This window comes from Pontibacillus marinus BH030004 = DSM 16465, assembly GCF_000425225.1.
GTDB classification, from domain to species: domain Bacteria; phylum Bacillota; class Bacilli; order Bacillales; family BH030062; genus Pontibacillus; species Pontibacillus marinus.
Genome location: NZ_AULJ01000019.1, coordinates 36,201 through 56,779, shown reverse-complemented (window position 1 = coordinate 56,779; position 20,579 = coordinate 36,201). Strand labels below are relative to the sequence as shown.

Below are 20,579 nucleotides of genomic sequence, written 5' to 3'. Positions count from 1 at the left end.
AAAGAATGATTCAGGTCAAGGAAGAACTTGATATCCATAAAGGTACGTACACATTATTTTTTATCCACAGCCCTTTCTGCGGAACGTGTCACGTAGCCAGAAAAATGTTGGATACGATTGAGGAACTATGGGGCAAAGAGGTTTTTTATGACATAAACGCACCATTGTTCCCTGATATGATGCAAACCTATAAAGTAGAAAGTGTACCCTGTTTATTAGTATTGAAGGAAAACGAGGTATGTGAGAAAATTTACGCCTTTCATTCAGTGCCTAATATGCTTGAGGTTGTGAAAAAATATACTTGAGTAAGCCTTGGGATAATAAGTCCTGAGGCTTTTTTTATGTATTGGAATGGCACGAATTTATAAGTGTGGAAGGAAACTGAAAAAGTGAGGGACTGTGCTGATAAGTGAGGAAGCAAGTCCAAAAAATGAGGAAGAGGAGCTGATAAGTGAGGAAGCAAGTCCAATAAGTGAGGAAGAGAAGCTAATAAGTGAGGAAGCAAGTCCAAAAAGTGAGGGACTGAAGCTGATAAGTGAGGAAGCAAGTCCAAAAAGTGAGGGACTGAAGCTGATAAGTGAGGAAGCAAGTCCAAAAAGTGAGGAAGAGGAGCTGATAAGTGAGGAAGAAAACCCAATAAGTGAGGAAGAGAAGCTAATAAGTGTTGAAAAAAACAAATAAGTGAAGAAGCTTAGCATAAAAGTGTTGAAACATCCATTCAGTACATAGATCTAAACAATTTGTCGAAAAGAAACTAAAGGAATTCCAATCTACATAGCGAAAGTAACAAGGAGAGATGTGAGACAAAAGGAGCAGACATATGGATGTGAATGAACTTTACCAATGGAAAGATCGAATTGAAAAGCGAAAAGACCTTGAGCACATGTTAGCTGAAAAACATATTGTCATCTATTTTCACGATGAGCAGGATCGTGTTGGAGTGATTGTGGATGGGGAAGTAATTAAAATATTAGAGCATGAACAGCAACAACCTAATGTTACGATCCATGCTCAGTTTCCGGTGCTACAAAATATATGGAATGGAAAAAAGCGTTTACTAGCCCTACCTGAGCAAACGCTTCAAGCAAAGGGACCGTTTCGAGAATTATTATTTGTAGAAGCTTTGTTTCATCTAGCTTCTTAGATTAATTCTCCTACAGCCTTAATAATATCCATCATTTCTGCTTTATCTCCGAAATGGTGAGCAATTTCTCCACTTTGGTCTATAAGGATGGTTGTAGGCACACCATCGCATTCATAAAGATCATAAGTTTTTCGACCATTATCTAATAGCGTAGGCTGAGTCAAAAACTTCTCAGCGTAATTTATCCCTTCTTGTACATTTCGCTCTCTGCCTACGACATCTATGGTTACCATTTTAACTTGGTCCTTAGGTACTGATTGATAAAACTGTTCTTTTTTGGGTAAGTCTCTTCCGCAATCTGGACACCAGGATGCCCAAAACGTGAGCATGATCACGTTCCCTAAGTCTTGTTCAAGTTGATAGGTTTCTCCATCTATTGTCTGTAACTCAAATAAAGGAGCTTTCATTTATGATCCTCCTGTAAAAAAATAATTGACGTTTATCTATACAACATGCTAACATAATCAACAATATTAAAACGAATATAAAAATCTTATCATGAGTGGTGGAGGGACTGGCCCTACGAAACCCGGCAACCGTCCAAATTGGATTGGTGCTAATTCCTGCAGAACAATAGGTTTCTGCAAGATAAGAGGATATACAAGACGTACGAATCCTCTTCATCTTTTGAAGAGGATTTTTTTATGATAGATCTTTTTTTCAAAAAATTATAATAATCGTATTGACTCAACAAAATCACAATGATAAGATTCTTTTTAGAACTTAACTGAGTTAAAGTATTAATTTATTAATTAAATAAAGCGATAAACTCTTATCACGAGAGGTGGAGGGACTGGCCCGATGAAGCCCGGCAACCGCTAAACACATATTTTGTGTTTATGAAGGTGCCAAATCCTGCTGAGATGATTGATCTCAGAAAGATGAGAGGACGTTATGGTACATATAAATGCCTTTCTGTCCTCTTGGATAGAAAGGCATTTTTTATTGGAGCAAGGAGGAGAAGCCATCATGATTTCCATCAAAGGATTAAATAAGATCTTCAAATCATCATCAGGTGATGTTACAGCTGTTGAAGATTTAAATATATCCATACCTAAAGGTGAAATATTTGGTGTAATTGGTTATAGCGGTGCTGGTAAAAGTACACTCATTCGTCTGCTTAATCGATTAGAAGAGCCGACTAGTGGTGAAGTCATCATTGATGATCAGGATGTTACCAAGCTCAGCACGAACAAGTTACGAGAGGCAAGACAAGATATCGCAATGATTTTCCAACATTTCAATCTTTTATGGTCAAGAACCGTTCGCGAAAATATTGCGTTTCCTTTAGAGATCGCCAAGGTTTCAAAACAAGAAAGAGAAAAGCGAGTAGATGAGTTAATTCATTTGGTTGGCTTATCGGGAAGAGAGGATGCTTATCCATCTCAATTAAGTGGTGGTCAAAAACAAAGAGTTGGTATTGCAAGAGCACTAGCAAATAATCCAAAAGTTTTGCTGTGTGACGAGGCAACTTCAGCGTTAGACCCAGAAACAACCGATTCAATTTTAGACTTACTGGTTGATATCAATGAAAAATTAGGTCTAACCATTATTTTGATTACACATGAAATGCATGTTATCCGAAAGATTTGCCATCAAGTTGCTGTCATGGAACACGGTCGAGTAGTAGAACAGGGCGATGTATTGGATGTTTTCTTACACCCTCAACAACCTGTTACCAAACGATTTGTGGATCAAATCATGGGGGATCGTGATGAAGAAGATGCATTATCAACAATCGTTAGCCAGCATGACTCAGGAAAAGTGTTACGTCTTCACTTTGTTGGAGAGAAGACAAACCAGGCACTTATTAGTGAAATAGCAAAGCGATTCCCTGTAGCCGTGAACATTTTACATGGAAAGATCACGCAAACGAAAAAAGGGGCTTATGGAACACTCATTGTACACATTGATGGATCATCAGAGGCGATTCAAGAGGCGATCCATTACATTGAAGAGACATCTGTTGAAGTGGAGGTGACCTCCGATGTTTCATAAATTGTTTCCGAATGCAAGAGTAGAGGATTTAGTAGAAGCAACAAAAGAAACGTTTTATATGACAGGCGTTTCCGTACTAGGAACTTTTATTTTCGGTATTATCCTTGGCTTACTTCTTTATTTAACAGCGAAAGAAGGATTGTGGGCGAATAAGGTATTGAATTTTATCGTTGCAACCATTGTGAATATATCTCGAGCAATTCCATTTATTATTCTTATTTTCTTATTATTCCCATTCACAGATTGGTTAATGGGGACAATCAGAGGACCTAATGCAGCGTTACCTGCGTTAATTATTGGGGCAGCACCCTTCTATGGACGTATGGTTGAAATCGCCTTGAAGGAGGTAGATAAAGGGGTTATCGAAGCAGCTAAAGCTATGGGAGCTAAAACATCAACGATTATTTTCAAAGTTTTATTACCTGAATCAATGCCAGCCTTAGTTTCCGGCTTAACGGTTACAGCTATTGCACTCATTAGTTATACAGCTATGGCAGGTGTTATCGGAGCAGGAGGTCTCGGTGACTTAGCCTATATGAAGGGATTCCAACTGTGGGATTTTGATGTAGTATTCTTAAGCACTGTACTCATCGTTATAATTGTATTCATTTTTCAATTCATTGGAGACTTTATATCCAATAAATTAGATAAAAGATAAAAAAAGGAGAGACAAATCATGAAGAAATTTTTAACACTAATCATTACATCATTAGCCATCCTTGCACTAGCTGCATGTGGTACAAGTGAAGAGAATAACACAAGCGCTAGTAACGATAATAAAGAACAATCTGAACAAGAATCTCAAGAAAACAAAGAGCAAGAAAAAGAAAAAACGGAATTAGTAGTCGGAGCTTCTACTACACCGCACGCTGAAATTTTAGAAAAAGCAAAGCCAATTCTTGCTGAAAAAGGTATTAACCTAAAAATTGAAACCTATCAAGACTACATCCTTCCTAACCGTGACCTTTCAGAAGGTAGACTTGATGCAAACTATTTCCAACACAAGCCTTATTTAGAAAATCAAATTAAAGAATTTGGTTATGACTTTGCAAGTGTAGGCCCTGTACACATCGAACCAATGGGCGTTTACTCTAAAAACATTAAAAGTATTGAAGAGATTCCTAAAGGTACAGATGTCATTATGAGTCGTTCAGTAGCTGATCATGGTCGTATTCTTTCTCTATTTGAAAGAAAAGGTCTTATCAAGCTAAAAGAAGGGGTCAACAAAATTAAAGCAACCCGTGAAGATATTGTTGAAAATCCAAAAAACCTTCAGTTCCATGCTGACGTAAACGCAGAACTTTTACCACAGAACTACCAACGTGAAGAAGATGCACTTGTAGCGATTAATACGAACTATGCAATTAAAGCTGATCTAAACCCTACAGAAGATTCTCTGTTCATTGAAAGTGCAGAATCTCCATACGCTAACTTAATCGTTACGAAAACGAAAAACAAAGACAATGAAGCCGTACAAACGCTTCTAAAAGTGCTTCAATCTAAAGAAATTGTAAGCTTTATTAAAGAAGAATATGAAGGTGCAATTGTACCAGTAGAAAAATAAAAATTGTTAATCCCCTCTTTGGATAGAAATAAAGTGATTGCTCATACTATGAGTAGTCACATTCTATCCTGGAGGGATTTTTTATGGATCAACAAAATAGACCAATCAATAAAACTGAAGAAGCGTTATCTGACTATAAACATGGCATGGGAGCTTTTTCTGAACACATGCCTGAATTAGCTCATCATTTCAATGAGTTTTCTGAGAAGTGCTTTGATGAAGGAGCTCTTACACAAAAAGAGAAACAGTTAATCGCTTTAGGGATTAGTATCGTAGCACAAGACGAATATTGTATTATTTATCACTCAAAGGGGTGCTTAGATCATGGTGCTTCACGCGATGAAATGATGGAAGCATGTGGGGTAGCTGCTGCCTTTGGTGGTGGAGCTGCGTTAAGCCAAGCTGTAACGCTTGTCCAAGATAGCATCACAGATTTAACGCAATATAAGCAGTAAGCCCAGATCATGAATATACGTTAGCAATGAAGAGAATATGGAAACAATTTTATGGTGTGAGAAGGTATAAACTTCACTTCCTATTGATCACTCTTCCATCCTTAATAATTGGTTTATATGGGTTTTGTTCAGGGTATTACCTCTGTGCTACTATATTTTTATACAAATTGAAGGGATGGATTCACTATTAGTGACCAACTGAATTTGAATTACACAAATGAGATGGAAAAGGCTATGCAGGCATCTCATGGAATTGGCTACCAGGAATATAGCCAGCGTTTGGATCAACGATTAAAGGTTGAACAAAGAAGACAAAGTGATTATGAACAAAGTCAACGAATTGTCGCAGAAGTAGATCGGCAAATACATCGATAATGAAACATCAGGAAAAGATATCCTTAAATATATAGAATATAAAGTCTAAATGAAAAAAGCAGGCGGGAATTGAACGCCTGCTTTTCTTTATGAAATCAGACTGGGTTTTAATAAGGTTCAAAATTTTGTTACCATAGATATGTTGGGGTTCATAAATAATAAGGTAGAAACTAAGATTTATGGGCTTTTACATTTACACTATAACCATGTTGAAAACCACGGTATAACAAGGGAAAAAAGTTGATATCACTTTTCATTTGTTATAAGATTATAATGAGAATAAATTGAGAATAGCTTTTAGATCCTCATGTTGAAATGTGGCTAAAACAAAAGATATTGGAGGTATCGCAATGGCAGGATCAACACTAGTAATCAAAGATCTTCATGTAGAAATTGAAGGTAAAGAAATCATTAAAGGTTTAAACCTTACTATAAATGGTGGCGAGTTCCACGCTGTCATGGGACCGAACGGAACTGGTAAATCCACTCTAGCATCAGCAGTAATGGGACATCCTAAGTATGAAGTAACGGGTGGTAGTATCACATTAGATGGTGAAGATGTTCTAGAGATGGAAGTAGATGAGCGTGCACAAGCAGGTCTATTCCTTGCAATGCAATACCCAAGCGAGATTAGCGGTGTAACAAACTCTGACTTCTTACGTTCTTCTATTAATGCTAAACGTGAAGAAGGCGATGAAATCAATTTAATGAAATTCATTAAAGAGATGGATAAAAATATGGATGAGCTAGAAATGGACAAAAACATGGCTCAGCGTTACTTGAACGAAGGTTTCTCCGGTGGTGAGAAGAAACGTAACGAAATTCTTCAGTTAATGATGAATAAACCTGAGATTGCAATTCTTGACGAGATTGACTCTGGTCTTGATATCGACGCACTAAAAGTGGTTTCTAAAGGCATTAACAAAATGCGCGATGAAAAATTTGGTTGCCTAATTATTACCCACTATCAACGCCTGCTAAACTATATCACTCCTGATAAAGTACACGTTATGATGCAGGGCCGTATAGTGAAGTCAGGTGGACCAGAACTTGCGCAGCGCCTTGAAGAAGAAGGTTATGATTGGATCAAGCAAGAGCTTGGAATTGAAGACGAAACAGTAGGTCAAGAAGCGTAATCAGTTAGGAGGGAAATCATGACTGTAGACACACAACTTCCATTCGACAAGCAATATGTCAGCCAATATTCTGAAAAACGTAATGAACCACAATGGATGACGGAGCTTCGTCAACAAGCGTTGGAGAAAGCTGATACGCTTCCAATGCCGAAGCCTGATAAAACTAAAATTGACAAGTGGAACTTCTCTCAGTTTAATCATGAAGCAGAAGGTCAACCTATTTCCACATTAACTGAGCTTCCTGAAGGCGTTCAGAGCTTTTTAAATACAGAAGACGAAGGTCAGAATCTTCTTATTCAACGTAATAACTCCGTAGCGTACACGTCTCTTAACCAAGAGTTAAAAGATAAAGGCGTTATTTTTACAGATATTTTTACAGCAGCAAAAGAACATTCCGATTTACTTGAGCAATATTTCATGAAAGACGGCGTGCAAGTGGATGAGCATCGTTTAACAGCTCTTCATGCTGCTCTTATGAATGGCGGAGTATTCGTATATGTTCCGAAAAATGTAGAGCTTGAACAGCCAATTCAATCCGTGTTTTGGCAAGAGGATCCATCCGTTGCGACCTTCAATCACGTACTAGTGGTAGCAGAAGAAGGAAGTTCCATAACGTATGTTGAAAACTATATTTCTCATAACGAATCGGATGAAACGGTTGCGAATATCGTGACAGAAGTGATCGCTAAAGATAATGCGAAAGTTTCTTTCGGTGCTGTTGATAACTTCGCACCAGGTACAACAACGTATGTGAACCGTCGTGGCGTTGCTTATCGTGATGCTTCTATTCAGTGGGCTCTTGGTCAAATGAATGATGGTAACACCGTAAGTGAGAACGTTACGTACCTAATGGGCGATAACGCTTATTCTGATGCAAAAACGGTATCTGTTGGTCGCGGAGATCAAAAACAAAACTTCACTGCTAAAATTGTCCACTATGGTGTGAACTCAGAAGGTTACATCCTTCAACATGGTGTTATGAAGGACAACGCAAGCGCAATCTTCAACGGAATTGGTAAAATCGAGCACGGCGCATCAAAATCTAACGCAGAACAAGAGTCTCGTGTTCTTATGCTTAGTAGTGGAGCGCGCGGTGATGCTAACCCAATTCTTCTTATTGAAGAAGACGACGTAACAGCTGGTCACGCAGCATCTGTAGGTCGTGTTGATCCTGAACAATTGTTCTACCTAATGAGTCGTGGAATTAGTCAGGAAGAAGCAGAACGTCTAGTAATCCATGGTTTCTTAGCACCAGTTGTTAAACAACTTCCTATCGAAGCTGTTAAAAACCAGTTACGTGAAGTGATTGAAAGGAAAGTATACTAATGGATGTAAAACAAGTTCGTAATGCTTTTCCGATCTTGCATCAGGAAGTAAACGGGCATCCATTGGTTTATTTAGATAGTGCGGCAACATCCCAAAAGCCTCAATCAGTAATTGATGCTATTGAAGAGTACTATAAAGGGTACAACTCCAACGTTCACCGTGGAGTTCATACCCTTGGTACTTGGGCAACAGATGGATATGAAGGAGCACGTGAAAAAGTACGTCGCTTCATCAATGCCAAAAGCACGCAAGAAATCATTTTCACAAGAGGTACAACAACCTCAATTAACACAGTTGCCTATAGCTATGGTCGCGATAATCTGCAACCAGGTGATGAAATTGTGATTACACCAATGGAACACCACAGTAATATCATTCCATGGCAGCAAACTGCTAAAGCTACAGGTGCAACATTAAAGTATATTCCATTGCAGGAAGATGGCACGATTTCCTTAGATGATGTTAAAGAAACGGTTACGGACAATACTAAGATTGTTGCGATGATGCACGTTTCAAACGTTCTAGGTTCAATCAATCCAATCAAGGAAATAACAGAAATTGCGCATGAGCACGGTGCTGTTATGCTTGTGGATGGTGCTCAGGCAGCTCCACACATGCGCGTCGATGTTCAAGACCTAAACTGTGATTTTTACGCCTTTTCTGGACATAAAATGGGTGGACCTACAGGAATCGGAGTTCTCTACGGGAAAAAGGATATACTAGAAAAAATGGAACCAGTCGAATTCGGCGGTGAGATGATTGACTTTGTAGGCTTATATGATTCTACATGGAAAGAGCTACCTTGGAAGTTTGAAGGTGGAACACCAATCATTGCAGGAGCAATTGGGCTTGGAGCTGCGATCGATTTTCTAGAAAGTGTAGGACTTGAAGAAATCGAGGCTCATGAGAAAAAGTTAGCTCAATATGCGTTAGATCGACTGCAATCCATTGACGGTGTAACCGTTTATGGCCCTCAAGAACGTGCTGGACTTGTTACATTTAATCTTGATGATGTACACCCACACGATGTGGCAACCGTATTAGACGCTGAAGGTATTGCCGTAAGAGCTGGACACCATTGTGCCCAACCATTGATGAAATGGTTAGAGGTTTCAGCTACAGCTCGTGCAAGCTTCTATATGTATAATACGAAAGAAGATGTGGATGCATTTGTCGATGGATTACAAAAGACAAAGGAGTTTTTCGGAGATGTCTTTTAATAATCTCGATCAACTATACAGACAAGTTATCATGGATCACTACAAGAACCCTCGAAACAAAGGATCTCTTGAAGAGGATGCCATGACTGTTGATATGAACAACCCTACTTGTGGTGACCGTATTCAATTGCATTTAAAAGTTGAAGACGGAAAGGTGTCAGATGCTAAATTTGATGGTGAAGGCTGCTCAATTTCTCTATCTTCTGCATCCATGATGACAGAGGCGATCAAAGGGAAAACCGTAGAAGAAGCAGTTGACATGTCAAACATGTTTTCTGATATCATGCAAGGTAAAGAGGTAAACGAAGATAAGCTGGAAGACTTGGGTGACATTCAAGCTTTACAGGGCGTTGCAAAATTCCCTGCACGTATTAAATGTGCCACTCTTGCTTGGAAAGCGATGGAACAAGGTGTAGATGAGAAAGAGTAAGTAGCTCTGTGAGTTTTACACACCTAAAGGAGGTTTTGATCGATGGCTAAAAAAGCGCCTGAGGTTGGAGAGTACAAATATGGATTTCATGATAAAGACGTATCCATCTTCCGTACACAACGTGGTCTAACGGAAGAAATTGTTCGCGAAATTTCTAATCAAAAAGATGAGCCAGAATGGATGCTTAATTTCCGTTTGAAAGCTCTTAAACAGTTTTACAAAATGCCAATGCCACAATGGGGTGGCGATCTAAACGAATTGGATTTTGATGAGATTACGTACTATGTAAAACCATCTGAAAAATCCGAGCGTTCTTGGGATGAAGTACCTGATGAAATCAAGCAAACGTTTGATAAGCTAGGTATCCCTGAAGCAGAGCAAAAATATCTTGCTGGTGTATCTGCTCAGTACGAATCTGAGGTTGTTTATCATAACATGCAAGAAGACCTTGAAAATCAAGGGATTGTGTTTAAAGACACAGATACAGCTCTTAAAGAGAATGAGGACCTTTTCAAAGAATACTTTGGTAAAGTAATTCCTCCAGCAGACAACAAGTTCTCTGCACTAAACTCTGCCGTTTGGTCTGGTGGTTCATTCATCTATGTACCAAAAGGCGTTAAAACGGAAACACCTCTTCAAGCTTACTTCCGTATTAACTCAGAGAATATGGGTCAGTTTGAGCGTACGTTAATCATCGTTGATGAAGAGGCATCTGTTCACTATGTAGAAGGTTGTACAGCACCAGTTTATACAACAAACTCTCTTCACAGTGCAGTTGTTGAGATCTACGTTAAAGATAATGCGTACTGCCGTTATACAACGATCCAGAACTGGGCGAACAACGTTTACAACCTTGTTACGAAGCGTGCTAAGGTTGGAGCAAACGGAACAATGGAATGGGTTGATGGTAACTTAGGTTCTAAGCTTACGATGAAATATCCATCTGTTATTTTAGCTGGTGAAGGTGCACGTGGTATGACCCTTTCCATCGCATTAGCAGGTAAAGGTCAGCACCAAGACGCAGGTGCGAAGATGATTCACCAAGCACCTAACACATCTTCTACAATCGTTTCTAAGTCTATTTCGAAGCAGGGTGGTAACGTAACGTACCGTGGTATCGTTCAATTCGGACGTAAAGCGGAAGGCGCACGTTCCAACGTAGAGTGTGATACGCTAATTATGGATAACAAGTCTAAATCAGATACAATTCCTTACAACGAAATCTACAATGAGAATATCTCTCTAGAGCACGAAGCTAAGGTATCGAAAGTATCTGAAGAACAGTTATTCTATCTAATGAGTCGCGGTATTTCTGAAGAAGAAGCGACTGAAATGATCGTAATGGGCTTCATCGAGCCATTCACGAAAGAACTACCAATGGAATATGCCGTAGAAATGAACCGCCTTATCAAATTCGAAATGGAAGGTTCAATCGGTTAATATATCTAGAAAAACCCCGCTTTTGCGGGGTTTTTTATGTTTTATAAGGGAATAGTTATTCTGTTTAAATACAAGTATGTTCAATTATATGGCAGGATTGTTGAATAAGCTTGTGCGGAAGGGTTCCGTTGCTTTTGTGGAGAGCGGCGGGCTGTGGGGGGGGTTGGTTTCCTGCGGACGAAGCGCCGAGCCTCCTCGTTCGCAAGCTCTCTGCGGGGTCTCGTCACTCCGTTCTTCCGCTGGAGTCAACCCGTTCCACAGCCCACCTTGGCCGAATGGTGAATAACGGAACCGCAACAATTGTAAGGCATCCTGATGCAGAATGTGGTTAAATTTTATACGCATTTAATTGATCTAAAGCCTTATATGTAGAGCTAAAATACAGTTTTCTTAAGCAAGAAATTAACTCATCTCAGCCATGGGTCCGTTAATTTCCACAAAAGCAAAGGGGGTGAGGGAAACGGCAAACTCCCGCGGTAGAAAGGGCAGATGAGACCCCGCAAGGAGCGTAGCGTATGAGGAGGCTCAGCTGGTCTTCCGCAGGAGTATTGCCGTTTCAACGAACCCCTTAGACTCATCATAGCAACGGACTCCTCTCATCTCCTTATCTCGAAACCTAGTCTTCAGCAATAGGGAGCTAAAAAGAATAAGAAATCATCAAATCTCCTCACATATTCGACATTACCTCTACACTAAAATATAATGAAAGAGTGAAAACAAACAGAGAGGGTTCATCATTTTGACCATTGTTATCTTACTTATTATCGGATTTTTCACTGCTTTCATTGGCAGTATTGCAGGAATAGGCGGAGGGACCATATTAGTTCCAAGCCTTTTATTTATGAATCATATATCTGAATCATTCAACTGGGCCACACCTCAAAAAATTGTAGGAATTTCCTTAGTTGTCATGGTGTTTACCGGTTTATCTTCCACCATTTCCTATTTGAAAAGCAGAAGAATTGATTATAAAAGTGGACTAATCTTTTTGATTGGAAGTCTCCCAGGTGGTGTGTTTGGTTCTTGGTTAAATCAGTTTCTTAACGACGATACTTTCTCTTTAGTGTTTGGACTTGTCATGATTGGAATATCACTTCTGTTCTTCTTCAAGAAATCAGGTCAACCAAACAGTAAAACAGCTGAGTCTAAACTCTATATACAGCGTTCCATAACAATCAATGGACATTCCCACTATTACGCAGTTCCAGTAATTTGGGGAATTCTTTTAGCTTTTGGTGTCGGGATATTATCTGGATTGTTCGGAATTGGTGGAGGATCATTAATGGTGCCCGCCATGATCTTATTATTTGGATTTCCAGCTCATATAGCTACAGCTACATCCATGTTTATGATTTTCTTCATGAGTCTATTCAGTTCAGGAACCCATATTGCGCTTGGTCATGTTGAGTGGGCGTACACACTAGCGTTTATCCCAGGAGCTTGGGTTGGGGGGACTGTAGGGGCTAAACTCAATCAACGTATGAAAAGTCATACGATTGAATGGGTACTACGTGTCATTTTAATTTTGATTGGAATCCGTTTGATTTGGGAAGGGATAGGATAAGGAGTCGATGATATGCAGGAAAAAATCTATCTTTATTATACAAATGACTTACATAGCCATTTTGAAAACTGGCCAAAAATTGTACACCATTGGAAGCATCAAAGGAACTATCATGACCAAAAAAATGAGCCGATGTTTTTATTAGATGTGGGAGACCACGTTGATCGATTTCATCCCATTTCTGAAGCGATGAGAGGTTCTGCAAATATAGACCTGTTGAATGATGCGGGTTACGATTGTGCAACACTTGGCAACAATGAGGGCATTACGTTGTCTCATGAGGAGTTGTTTCATTTATATGATGAAGCAAATTTTGACGTGGTTTGCGCTAACTTAGAAAATACCGGAAAAGAAAAACCGTCATGGCTTAAGCCTTATTCTTTTTTGATCACTGAGCAAGGAACAAGAATAGGCATCATAGGATTAACAGCTCCATTTAAAGCTTTTTATGGTTTGTTAGGATGGAATGTATACTCACCCTTCCAACTTCTAGATGATTATTTAGATGAGCTACGTGAGCAATCGGATATCGTTATTCTACTGTCTCACCTAGGCATCAATGATGATCAAGAAATAGCCAATCGATATTCAGGTATAGACGTGATTATAGGAGGCCATACACATCATCTTTTTAGAGATGGTGAAATGATGGAAGACACTCTTTTAACAGCGGCTGGGAAGCATGGTGTTTATGTTGGTCAAGTTGCTATGCAGTGGGATCATGAACAGAATGAACTTGTGCAAAAAGAAGCATATGCTTACCCACTCGGTACTCAAGAAGAGGATATAGAGACGCGCCAAAAATTAGATCAATACAATGATCAAGCAGCTGATATTTTAAATCATGAGGTTGTAAGGCTTCGTGAACCATTAGATGTTCATTGGTTTCAGGAAACGAAAATTATTAAGGAACTTGTTCACACGTTAAAAGAGTGGACTGATGCTGATCTTTCCATGTTAAATGCAGGTGTACTTTTGGAACCTTTTAGTGAAGGTCCTGTTACCAGAGGAGATATCCATAAAATCTGCCCTCATCCAATTAACCCTTGTAAGGTAACACTTACAGGTAGTGAACTCTTAGAGGTCATTCGACAAGCTCATACAAAACGGTTTATGGAATTAAAATTAAAAGGTTTTGGTTTCCGTGGAGAGGTGCTTGGTAGAATGGTGTTTTCTGGTGTAGAAGTAGAAACAGAAAAGGATCAAGAAGGAAATGAACATGTAAGAGAGGTACGTTTCCAAGGTGAACCTCTAGACCACAACCGAACATATACGGTAGCTACAGCTGATACATTTACATTTGGTCGATTGTTACCTGAAATCTCCCATAGTAGCGATAAACATTACTTTATGCCTGAATTGTTAAGAGATTTACTTTCAAGTACATTACAAAGACTTAGTCTAAAATAGTCACTTTCCCTTCATATCTACATAGATTGTAGAAAGAAGGGAGTGGTTTATGTGGTAACGGTTGAACCAGTTATGATTGAGGGAGTTCCATTTACTGCAGTAAGTGTGGTACTTCCTCAAACCAATCTGCTTGTTGTATCAAATGAAAAGGGATATATCATGTGCGGTGCTTTAGACGTTGATTTATTAAATGAGAAACTTGCGGATCGAAATATTGTTGCTGCAAGGGCGGTAGGTGTACGCACTATTAACGACCTTATCCAAGCTCCGTTAGAAAAAGTGACAGTAGGGGCGAAAAAATACGGTTGGGAAGAAGGCATGATTGGAAAAGATGCTTTACTGAAAATAGCTGACGAACCATCACAATCATGATACAATAAACATAAATTATGACGTATATCTTAAGAATCTGTTATATTTAGGTTGCATAACAGATTCTTTTTACTGTTAAATAGAAAGAAAGAATTATACATTAGTGAATGAATTATAGTGAAAAAGTTTTAGGGATAAAGGAACAGGGTATTTGTAAGAGTTGCATTTCTTATAAACAAGAACCGAGCAATAAATATAATACATAGTAAAAGTTAGGTTGGGATGAAATGCGTCTTGTATCGACATTTTCATTAGCAGATGGTGATGAATTATCAAAACCTATTTATAATGATAAGGGGCAAATCCTTATTCATGAGGGTGTGGCTCTTACGAAAAGAATGATTAACCGCCTCACTGATATTGGGGTTACATATGTGTACATAGAAGATGAAGCGACAAATGATATTGAGAGCAAATCGCCCATCTCAGACAGAGTCCGTGTAGAAGCTGTTAATACAATTAAGGATACATTTGATACCATGAGTGGTTCAGATGATGTTGCGAATTCATTTATTTTTGATAAGACTGGAGAAAAAATGGTGGATATCGTTCGCCATATCTTATCTGAAGTGCAAGATCATAATGAGGTGATCTCTCTCTTATCAGATGTGTTTACATATGATGATTATATCTTTACACATTCCTTGAATGTCACTATTTATGCTTTGGCACTTGGAACAGAGTTAGGGCTTCCATCTAAAAAACTAGAAGAATTAGGTTATGGAGCTATGCTTCATGATGTTGGAAAGGTTTTTGTACCTCGTGACGTTTTGTTGAAGCCAGGGAAGCTAACAGACGAGGAATTCAAGCAAATTCAAGAGCATTCAGAAGCAGGCTTTAACATGCTTCGAAAAATGCCTACTGTGCCATTAACAGCAGCTCATTGCGCTTATCAACACCATGAGCGATTAGATGGGTCAGGGTATCCTAGAGGATTAACGGAAAAAGATATTCATTTGTATGCTAAAATACTTGGTATTGCTGATGTTTTTGATGCAGTAACAAGTAATCGAGTCTATCGCAATGCAATGCTTCCGCATGAAGGTTTAGAGATTCTTTATGCAGGTGCAGGTACACTATTTGATCAAAAAATGATACAAGCCTTTAGAAAAAGTGTGGCAGCGTATCCAAATGGGTTAACAGTGGTTTTAAGCGATGGACGTAAAGGGATCGTTGCTCGTCAAAACAAACATGTGAGTGACCGTCCAGTAGTTCGCATACTAGAAGAAGATGGTCTGGAACTCTCGGAATATTATGAAATAGACATGTCTCAAGAGTTAAATGTTATTGTCACAGAATGCGACACAACTTTATTTAGTAAAAATGCATAAGTTTTTAGTCAAACCCTGTCCTAGACTTGCATAAAGTTTAGGAGAGGGGGTTTTTTATGAAAAAGATTAGACGAAAACATAAACCCATGGCACCACCTCCGCCCGGACAAATATTTATGGTAACCTTTGTATTTTTTATTATAAGCACTTTTTTGAGCTTGTGGATTATAAACAAAGGACTTGAACCCAAACTCTTAGAAATTGCTGAGGCTAAGACAGATCAATTTGCAAGGAATGCCATATTTGAAGCGGTAAATAAAAAAATAGGAGATGGGTTAAATGAAGATATCATCATCATTGATGAAAATGAAAGTAATGGTTATGTACGTTCTGTTCAATGGAATATGCCATTAATTAATCGAACACACTACCAAACCCATTATCGGGTTCAACAATATTTAGAGAGATTAGAAGAAGGAAAGGCAGTCGAACCAGGTGAGTCATTAGATATTGATGTGGACCAAGAGAATGGTACAACACAGGAAGAATTGTTGGAAAAACCTCAGATTGCAAGAATACCTTTAGGGCAAGTAACGAACAATGTTTTGCTAAGTAATTTAGGACCTAAAATTCCTGTTCATTTTGCGACAATTGGGGACGTAGAGTCTCAAGTTATAGCAAAAGTAAAGTATCATCCTATTAATAATACAATGTATCAGTTATTTTTGCGTGTAAAGGTAAATTTAAGAATTTTACTACCGTTTTCCACGGATACAACTACAGTGGAGACCGAAATTCCTATTGCTCAAAACACTGTTCATGGGGATGTGCCGGACTTTTATAACAATAGTGAGAATGGTGCAAATCCTTCTGTAGAAATTCCATTTGGATCCTTGCCAAACTAAAGAAATGTTGATATAGTAATGATCGTGACAACTGAATCGAATCTACCCTTATCATATCGATGAGGTAGAGGTGCATTTAGCATGAATACCCTATGGGAGGATGACAACGAGGATCATAGGGGGAAAGGGCTACTTGCCGAAGTATAAAATAGGTGTCTACCTACTTATGCTGGTATGTTCTTGAATAAAGAATATACTGTCATGCAAATCTGAACGTATGGATTGCATGATGCGCTACTGATCGAGATGGAGGATAACCAATATTATTTGCTTCTTAAAAGCAGGTAATGATAGTTATTGACTCTATCATTGCCTGTTTTTTTATTATTCCTCTAAAAACTCTAAAAAAACTTCAGTACACAGCATCTACATGTCCATCGTTCCTTCAGGCCATCCTATTAAAGGATAGGTACTTATTTACAGACATCAGGAGGGAACAAAATGGAATTCGGAATTCTTTCACTAATTCCACCAATCATTATGCTTGTCCTTGTGTTACTAACAAGACAGGTTTTACTTTCTTTAGGAGCAGGCATTGTTGTCGGAGCATTTATGTTAAATAGCTTTGATATCGTGCCATCATTTAATGAAATATGGAAAAGCTTTTCACAGATTTTCTATGTTGAGGGAGATCTTCAGCTTGGAAGCATTCAGTTATTAAGCTTTCTTATTTTGTTAGGTATCACAACAGCGTTTATGACAGCTTCAGGAGGAAGCTCTGCTTTTGGAGAGTGGGCTATTCAGCGTATTCGTACTCGAAAGGGCGCACAGACGATGCCGGGGATTTTAGGTCTTATCATTTTCATTGATGATTATTTCAACAGCTTAGCTGTCGGCCAAGTCGCTCGCCCACTAACAGACCGTTATAAGGTTTCTCGTGCGAAGTTAGCCTATATTATTGACTCAACATCAGCTCCAATAACGGTTGTATCTCCTATCTCTAGTTGGGGAGCTTATATTATTGGGTTGATTGGGACAATTATTGCTGCACAAGAGATCACAGGTTATGGAGAACTTGAAGCTTTCCTTCGTATGATCCCTATGAACTTCTACGTGTTTGGCTCAATATTCTTAGTATTCTTAACGATTTATCGTAAATTTGATATTGGTGCTATGAGAAAACACGAAGAAAAGGCACAAAATACAGGTGAGCTAGTGGATCCAAGTAAAGAAGTGCCAGGTGATCTTAATAATGAATTTAAAGCTACTCAAGGCGGTAAAATTTATCACCTGATCATCCCAATTCTTGTGTTGATCGTGGCTACAGTAACTACCATGTTTATTACGGGTATTCAAGGTACACCAGCTGAAGAAGAAGTATCTATTCTAAGCATCTTTGCAAATACGAATGTAAACCGTTCCTTATTCTTTGGTGGTCTATTTGCTGCTTTAAGCGGACTGGTTCTATATATGTTCTTACAAGGGTCGAAGTCTTCAACAGGCAAAGTGGTTCTTGAAGGTATTAAAGCGATGCTACCAGCTATTTATATCTTAGTTCTAGCTTGGATGATTGGAACAATTATTGGTTCTATGGGAACTGGTGAATATTTAGCAGATCGAGTTAAAGAAGCTAATATTAGTCCAACATTCTTGCCATTTATGATGTTTATCGTAGCTGGATTTATGGCTTTTGCAACAGGAACTTCTTGGGGAACATTCGGAATTATGCTACCGATTGCTGGAGAGATTGCTGCTACATTAGACGTAGCAATGTTCTTGCCATCTCTTGCTGCTGTATTGGCAGGTAGTGTATTTGGAGACCATTGTTCACCAATTTCAGATACAACGATCTTGTCCTCAACAGGAGCAGGATCTAACCATATTGATCACGTTATGACACAGCTACCATATGCATTAATTGGAGCGCTAGCTGCTTCAGTAGGGTATGTGATCTTTGGATTTACAACAAGTACAATACTCTCTTTAGTTGTCACATTAGTGATTGTACTTGTCGTTGTTCTTTTGTTTCAGCCAAAACAAAATAGTATAGAAAAATAATTTTTTTAGCCAGTAATCCTGTATAGGATTGCTGGTTTTTTTATTGGTTTCTTAGAAACGTAGAAGCTCCATCTAGAAAATCACGCCTAGTTGTATTAGGTAGAACATATTTACCAATCAAAACAAAAATCCACTAATGTCAGTATCTAGACCAAAAGTCATAATTAGAAAATACTGAAAATTGCAACATTACCTTTACAAGTATGGTTGGACTCGCTATAATCAATACTGAAACAGCAGAAATAATCAGAAAATTTTAACATTCTCATATAAGGTCAAGCATATGCTTGTATCAAAGTATGAGGAAAGAGTGAAGGGGAGGTCTTTCTATGGAAAATCGATCACAATGGGGAACACGCGCCGGATTTATATTGGCGGCAGTTGGTTCTGCTATTGGTCTAGGTAACATTTGGCGATTCCCATATGTTGCTTATGACAACGGTGGAGGAGCATTCTTCTTACCTTATTTAATTGCACTATTTACAGCTGGGATTCCAATCCTAATCATGGAATTCACCATGGGCCACAAGTTACGTGGTTCAGCACCTTTAACATTCTCTAGACTAAATAAAAAGTCAGAATTTGTTGGTTGGTTCCAAGTTTTTGTCTCATTCGGTATATCGACGTACTATGCCGTTATTATCGGTTGGGCCATAGCCTACTCCGTGTTTGCATTTAATTTATCTTGGGGTAGCGAAACAGGTGCATTCCTGATGGGGGATTACTTACAAGCAGGTGACCCTGGTAAATTTGGAAGCTTTGTACCTGGAGTACTCATTCCACTTCTAATTGTTTGGGCAGTCGTATTAAGTGTTCTATTTAAAGGTGTTAAAAAAGGAATTGAAGCAGCAAACAAGATCTTCATTCCAACGTTAGTGGTCTTATTTTTAATTATTGTTATTCGTGCGGTAACACTTGAAGGAGCAGCACAAGGGCTTAATGCCTTCTTCCAACCAAGTTGGTCAGTATTAGGTGATCCTACAGTATGGACAGCAGCTTATACACAAATTTTCTTTAGCCTATCCATCTGTTTTGCGATCATGATTACGTATTCAAGTTATTTACCGAAAAAATCAGATATTACAAATAATGCTTTCATTACTGGTTTAAGTAACTCTGGCTTCGAATTACTTGCTGGTATTGGAGTATTCAGTGCAATTGGTTTCGTAGCTGTATCTACGGGTACTGGAATTGCTGATTTTGCTGGGGATGGTGTAGGTCTTGCATTCGCCATATTCCCACAAATTATTAATCAGATGCCATTCTTAAATGGACTCTTTGGTTTCTTATTCTTTGCTTCACTAGTATTAGCAGGATTATCCTCTCTAATTTCTATTTGTGAGACGTATATTGCAGCTTTCCAAGAAAAATTCAACATTTCTCGTACAAAAGCTGTAGCATTTGGTGGAGGATTATCAGCTCTTATTTCTCTAGTTTATGCGACACAAGGTGGAGTACACTTCTTAACAGCGGTTGACCGTTATGTTCTAACAGTTGGTGTAGGCTTAGGTGGTTTAATCGAAGTTATTCTTATTGCTTGGGCAATCAAGAAAGTTAAAGAACTTCAAAGCCATGCAAATGGATTATCTCAAATCCGCCTAGGGTCTTGGTGGACCATTTGTTTAACAATTATTACACCTATCCTATTGGGTTACATGATTGTCTTACAACTGATCAATGACTTTACAGCTCCATATGTAGATGGATATTCCCTTTCCTTAATTGGACCTTGGGGAATGGGTGCACTAGCATTAGTTATTATTGTTGCAGCTATCTTCTCAAAGCTAAAATGGAAAGGTGGAGCACAAACATCCGTTAACTCAGACAAGGAGGTTAGTGGCTAATGACTGGTAGCGCGATTTTTATGATGATATTAAGTATGGTACTAATTTGGGGAGGTTTAGCTGCAAGTATTTTCAACGCAGTAAAAACTTCTGGTAAGGAATAAATCTAAAAGGATTGGGTGCACTT

The 20,579-nt window shown here is 38.7% G+C and carries 22 protein-coding genes and 3 riboswitches; of the genes, 21 read left to right on the top strand and 1 reads right to left on the bottom strand.

Going from position 1 to position 20,579, the window contains the following annotated elements:
- Positions 1–5 precede the first annotated feature (5 nt).
- From H514_RS0104935 to H514_RS0104925, 3 genes are all read left to right on the top strand, one after another.
- Entirely contained in the window at positions 6–305 is a 300-nt protein-coding gene (locus tag H514_RS0104935; protein WP_027445964.1) for a thioredoxin family protein, read from the top strand.
- Between the two features lie 94 nt (positions 306–399).
- Positions 400–681 (top strand): hypothetical protein, encoded by a 282-nt coding sequence (locus H514_RS0104930; RefSeq protein WP_027445963.1) that lies wholly within the window; start codon positions 400–402, stop codon positions 679–681.
- Between the two features lie 139 nt (positions 682–820).
- Positions 821–1,144: a hypothetical protein gene (locus H514_RS0104925; RefSeq protein WP_027445962.1), complete on the top strand. Its 324-nt coding sequence runs from the start codon at positions 821–823 to the stop codon at positions 1,142–1,144.
- Here the strand turns inward: H514_RS0104925 and H514_RS0104920 are convergent.
- A complete protein-coding gene (locus tag H514_RS0104920; protein WP_027445961.1) occupies positions 1,141–1,551 on the bottom strand; it encodes a TlpA disulfide reductase family protein in 411 nt (136 codons plus the stop codon). The two genes, H514_RS0104925 and H514_RS0104920, sit on opposite strands and share 4 nt — an antisense overlap.
- 83 nt (positions 1,552–1,634) lie before the next feature.
- Positions 1,635–1,739, top strand: a riboswitch (SAM riboswitch).
- 174 nt (positions 1,740–1,913) lie between these two features.
- A riboswitch (SAM riboswitch) is annotated at positions 1,914–2,032 on the top strand.
- 81 nt (positions 2,033–2,113) lie between these two features.
- Here H514_RS0104920 and H514_RS0104915 point away from each other — a divergent pair.
- From H514_RS0104915 to H514_RS24235, 18 genes are all read left to right on the top strand, one after another.
- Entirely contained in the window at positions 2,114–3,142 is a 1,029-nt protein-coding gene (locus H514_RS0104915; protein ID WP_027445960.1) for a methionine ABC transporter ATP-binding protein, read from the top strand.
- Positions 3,132–3,800 carry a methionine ABC transporter permease gene (locus H514_RS0104910; protein WP_027445959.1) on the top strand — a complete coding sequence of 223 codons (669 nt, stop codon included), beginning with the start codon at positions 3,132–3,134 and terminating at the stop codon, positions 3,798–3,800. Before H514_RS0104915 ends, H514_RS0104910 begins: the two co-directional genes overlap by 11 nt.
- Before the next feature lie 18 nt (positions 3,801–3,818).
- The gene (locus tag H514_RS0104905) at positions 3,819–4,706 is read left to right on the top strand and encodes a MetQ/NlpA family ABC transporter substrate-binding protein (protein WP_027445958.1); all 888 of its coding nucleotides are present in this window, start codon (positions 3,819–3,821) and stop codon (positions 4,704–4,706) included.
- Between the two features lie 83 nt (positions 4,707–4,789).
- Positions 4,790–5,161: a carboxymuconolactone decarboxylase family protein gene (locus H514_RS0104900; protein WP_027445957.1), complete on the top strand. Its 372-nt coding sequence runs from the start codon at positions 4,790–4,792 to the stop codon at positions 5,159–5,161.
- 234 nt (positions 5,162–5,395) lie between these two features.
- Positions 5,396–5,536, top strand: coding sequence for a hypothetical protein (locus H514_RS24930; protein ID WP_169449748.1), 141 nt, complete (start codon positions 5,396–5,398; stop codon positions 5,534–5,536).
- Positions 5,537–5,886: 350 nt separating this feature from the next.
- Positions 5,887–6,672 (top strand): Fe-S cluster assembly ATPase SufC, encoded by a 786-nt coding sequence (sufC, locus tag H514_RS0104890; protein ID WP_027445956.1) that lies wholly within the window; start codon positions 5,887–5,889, stop codon positions 6,670–6,672.
- An 18-nt stretch (positions 6,673–6,690) separates the two neighbouring features.
- Positions 6,691–7,998 (top strand): Fe-S cluster assembly protein SufD, encoded by a 1,308-nt coding sequence (sufD, locus tag H514_RS0104885; RefSeq protein WP_027445955.1) that lies wholly within the window; start codon positions 6,691–6,693, stop codon positions 7,996–7,998.
- Complete coding sequence (locus H514_RS0104880) at positions 7,998–9,218, top strand: cysteine desulfurase (protein ID WP_027445954.1); 1,221 nt, start codon at positions 7,998–8,000, stop codon at positions 9,216–9,218. The genes sufD and H514_RS0104880 overlap by 1 nt, the downstream gene beginning before the upstream one ends.
- Positions 9,208–9,648: a Fe-S cluster assembly sulfur transfer protein SufU gene (gene sufU / locus H514_RS0104875; RefSeq protein WP_027445953.1), complete on the top strand. Its 441-nt coding sequence runs from the start codon at positions 9,208–9,210 to the stop codon at positions 9,646–9,648. Before H514_RS0104880 ends, sufU begins: the two co-directional genes overlap by 11 nt.
- Before the next feature lie 42 nt (positions 9,649–9,690).
- Positions 9,691–11,088: a Fe-S cluster assembly protein SufB gene (gene sufB / locus H514_RS0104870; protein ID WP_027445952.1), complete on the top strand. Its 1,398-nt coding sequence runs from the start codon at positions 9,691–9,693 to the stop codon at positions 11,086–11,088.
- Between the two features lie 739 nt (positions 11,089–11,827).
- Positions 11,828–12,652 (top strand): sulfite exporter TauE/SafE family protein, encoded by an 825-nt coding sequence (locus tag H514_RS0104865; RefSeq protein WP_154657323.1) that lies wholly within the window; start codon positions 11,828–11,830, stop codon positions 12,650–12,652.
- Between the two features lie 12 nt (positions 12,653–12,664).
- Complete coding sequence (locus H514_RS0104860; RefSeq protein ID WP_027445950.1) at positions 12,665–14,062, top strand: bifunctional metallophosphatase/5'-nucleotidase; 1,398 nt, start codon at positions 12,665–12,667, stop codon at positions 14,060–14,062.
- A 51-nt stretch (positions 14,063–14,113) separates the two neighbouring features.
- Complete coding sequence (locus tag H514_RS0104855; RefSeq protein WP_027445949.1) at positions 14,114–14,434, top strand: YunC family protein; 321 nt, start codon at positions 14,114–14,116, stop codon at positions 14,432–14,434.
- A 227-nt stretch (positions 14,435–14,661) separates the two neighbouring features.
- Complete coding sequence (locus H514_RS0104850) at positions 14,662–15,765, top strand: HD-GYP domain-containing protein (RefSeq protein ID WP_027445948.1); 1,104 nt, start codon at positions 14,662–14,664, stop codon at positions 15,763–15,765.
- 56 nt (positions 15,766–15,821) lie between these two features.
- The gene (yunB, locus tag H514_RS0104845) at positions 15,822–16,610 is read left to right on the top strand and encodes a sporulation protein YunB (protein ID WP_027445947.1); all 789 of its coding nucleotides are present in this window, start codon (positions 15,822–15,824) and stop codon (positions 16,608–16,610) included.
- Positions 16,611–16,667: 57 nt separating this feature from the next.
- Positions 16,668–16,855: riboswitch (Lysine riboswitch) on the top strand.
- A 196-nt stretch (positions 16,856–17,051) separates the two neighbouring features.
- A complete protein-coding gene (locus H514_RS0104840) occupies positions 17,052–18,608 on the top strand; it encodes a Na+/H+ antiporter NhaC family protein (RefSeq protein WP_027445946.1) in 1,557 nt (518 codons plus the stop codon).
- A gap of 329 nt (positions 18,609–18,937) precedes the next feature.
- Entirely contained in the window at positions 18,938–20,452 is a 1,515-nt protein-coding gene (locus H514_RS0104835) for a sodium-dependent transporter (RefSeq protein ID WP_027445945.1), read from the top strand.
- Complete coding sequence (locus H514_RS24235) at positions 20,452–20,556, top strand: methionine/alanine import family NSS transporter small subunit (protein WP_081672934.1); 105 nt, start codon at positions 20,452–20,454, stop codon at positions 20,554–20,556. The genes H514_RS0104835 and H514_RS24235 overlap by 1 nt, the downstream gene beginning before the upstream one ends.
- Positions 20,557–20,579: the final 23 nt, after the last annotated feature.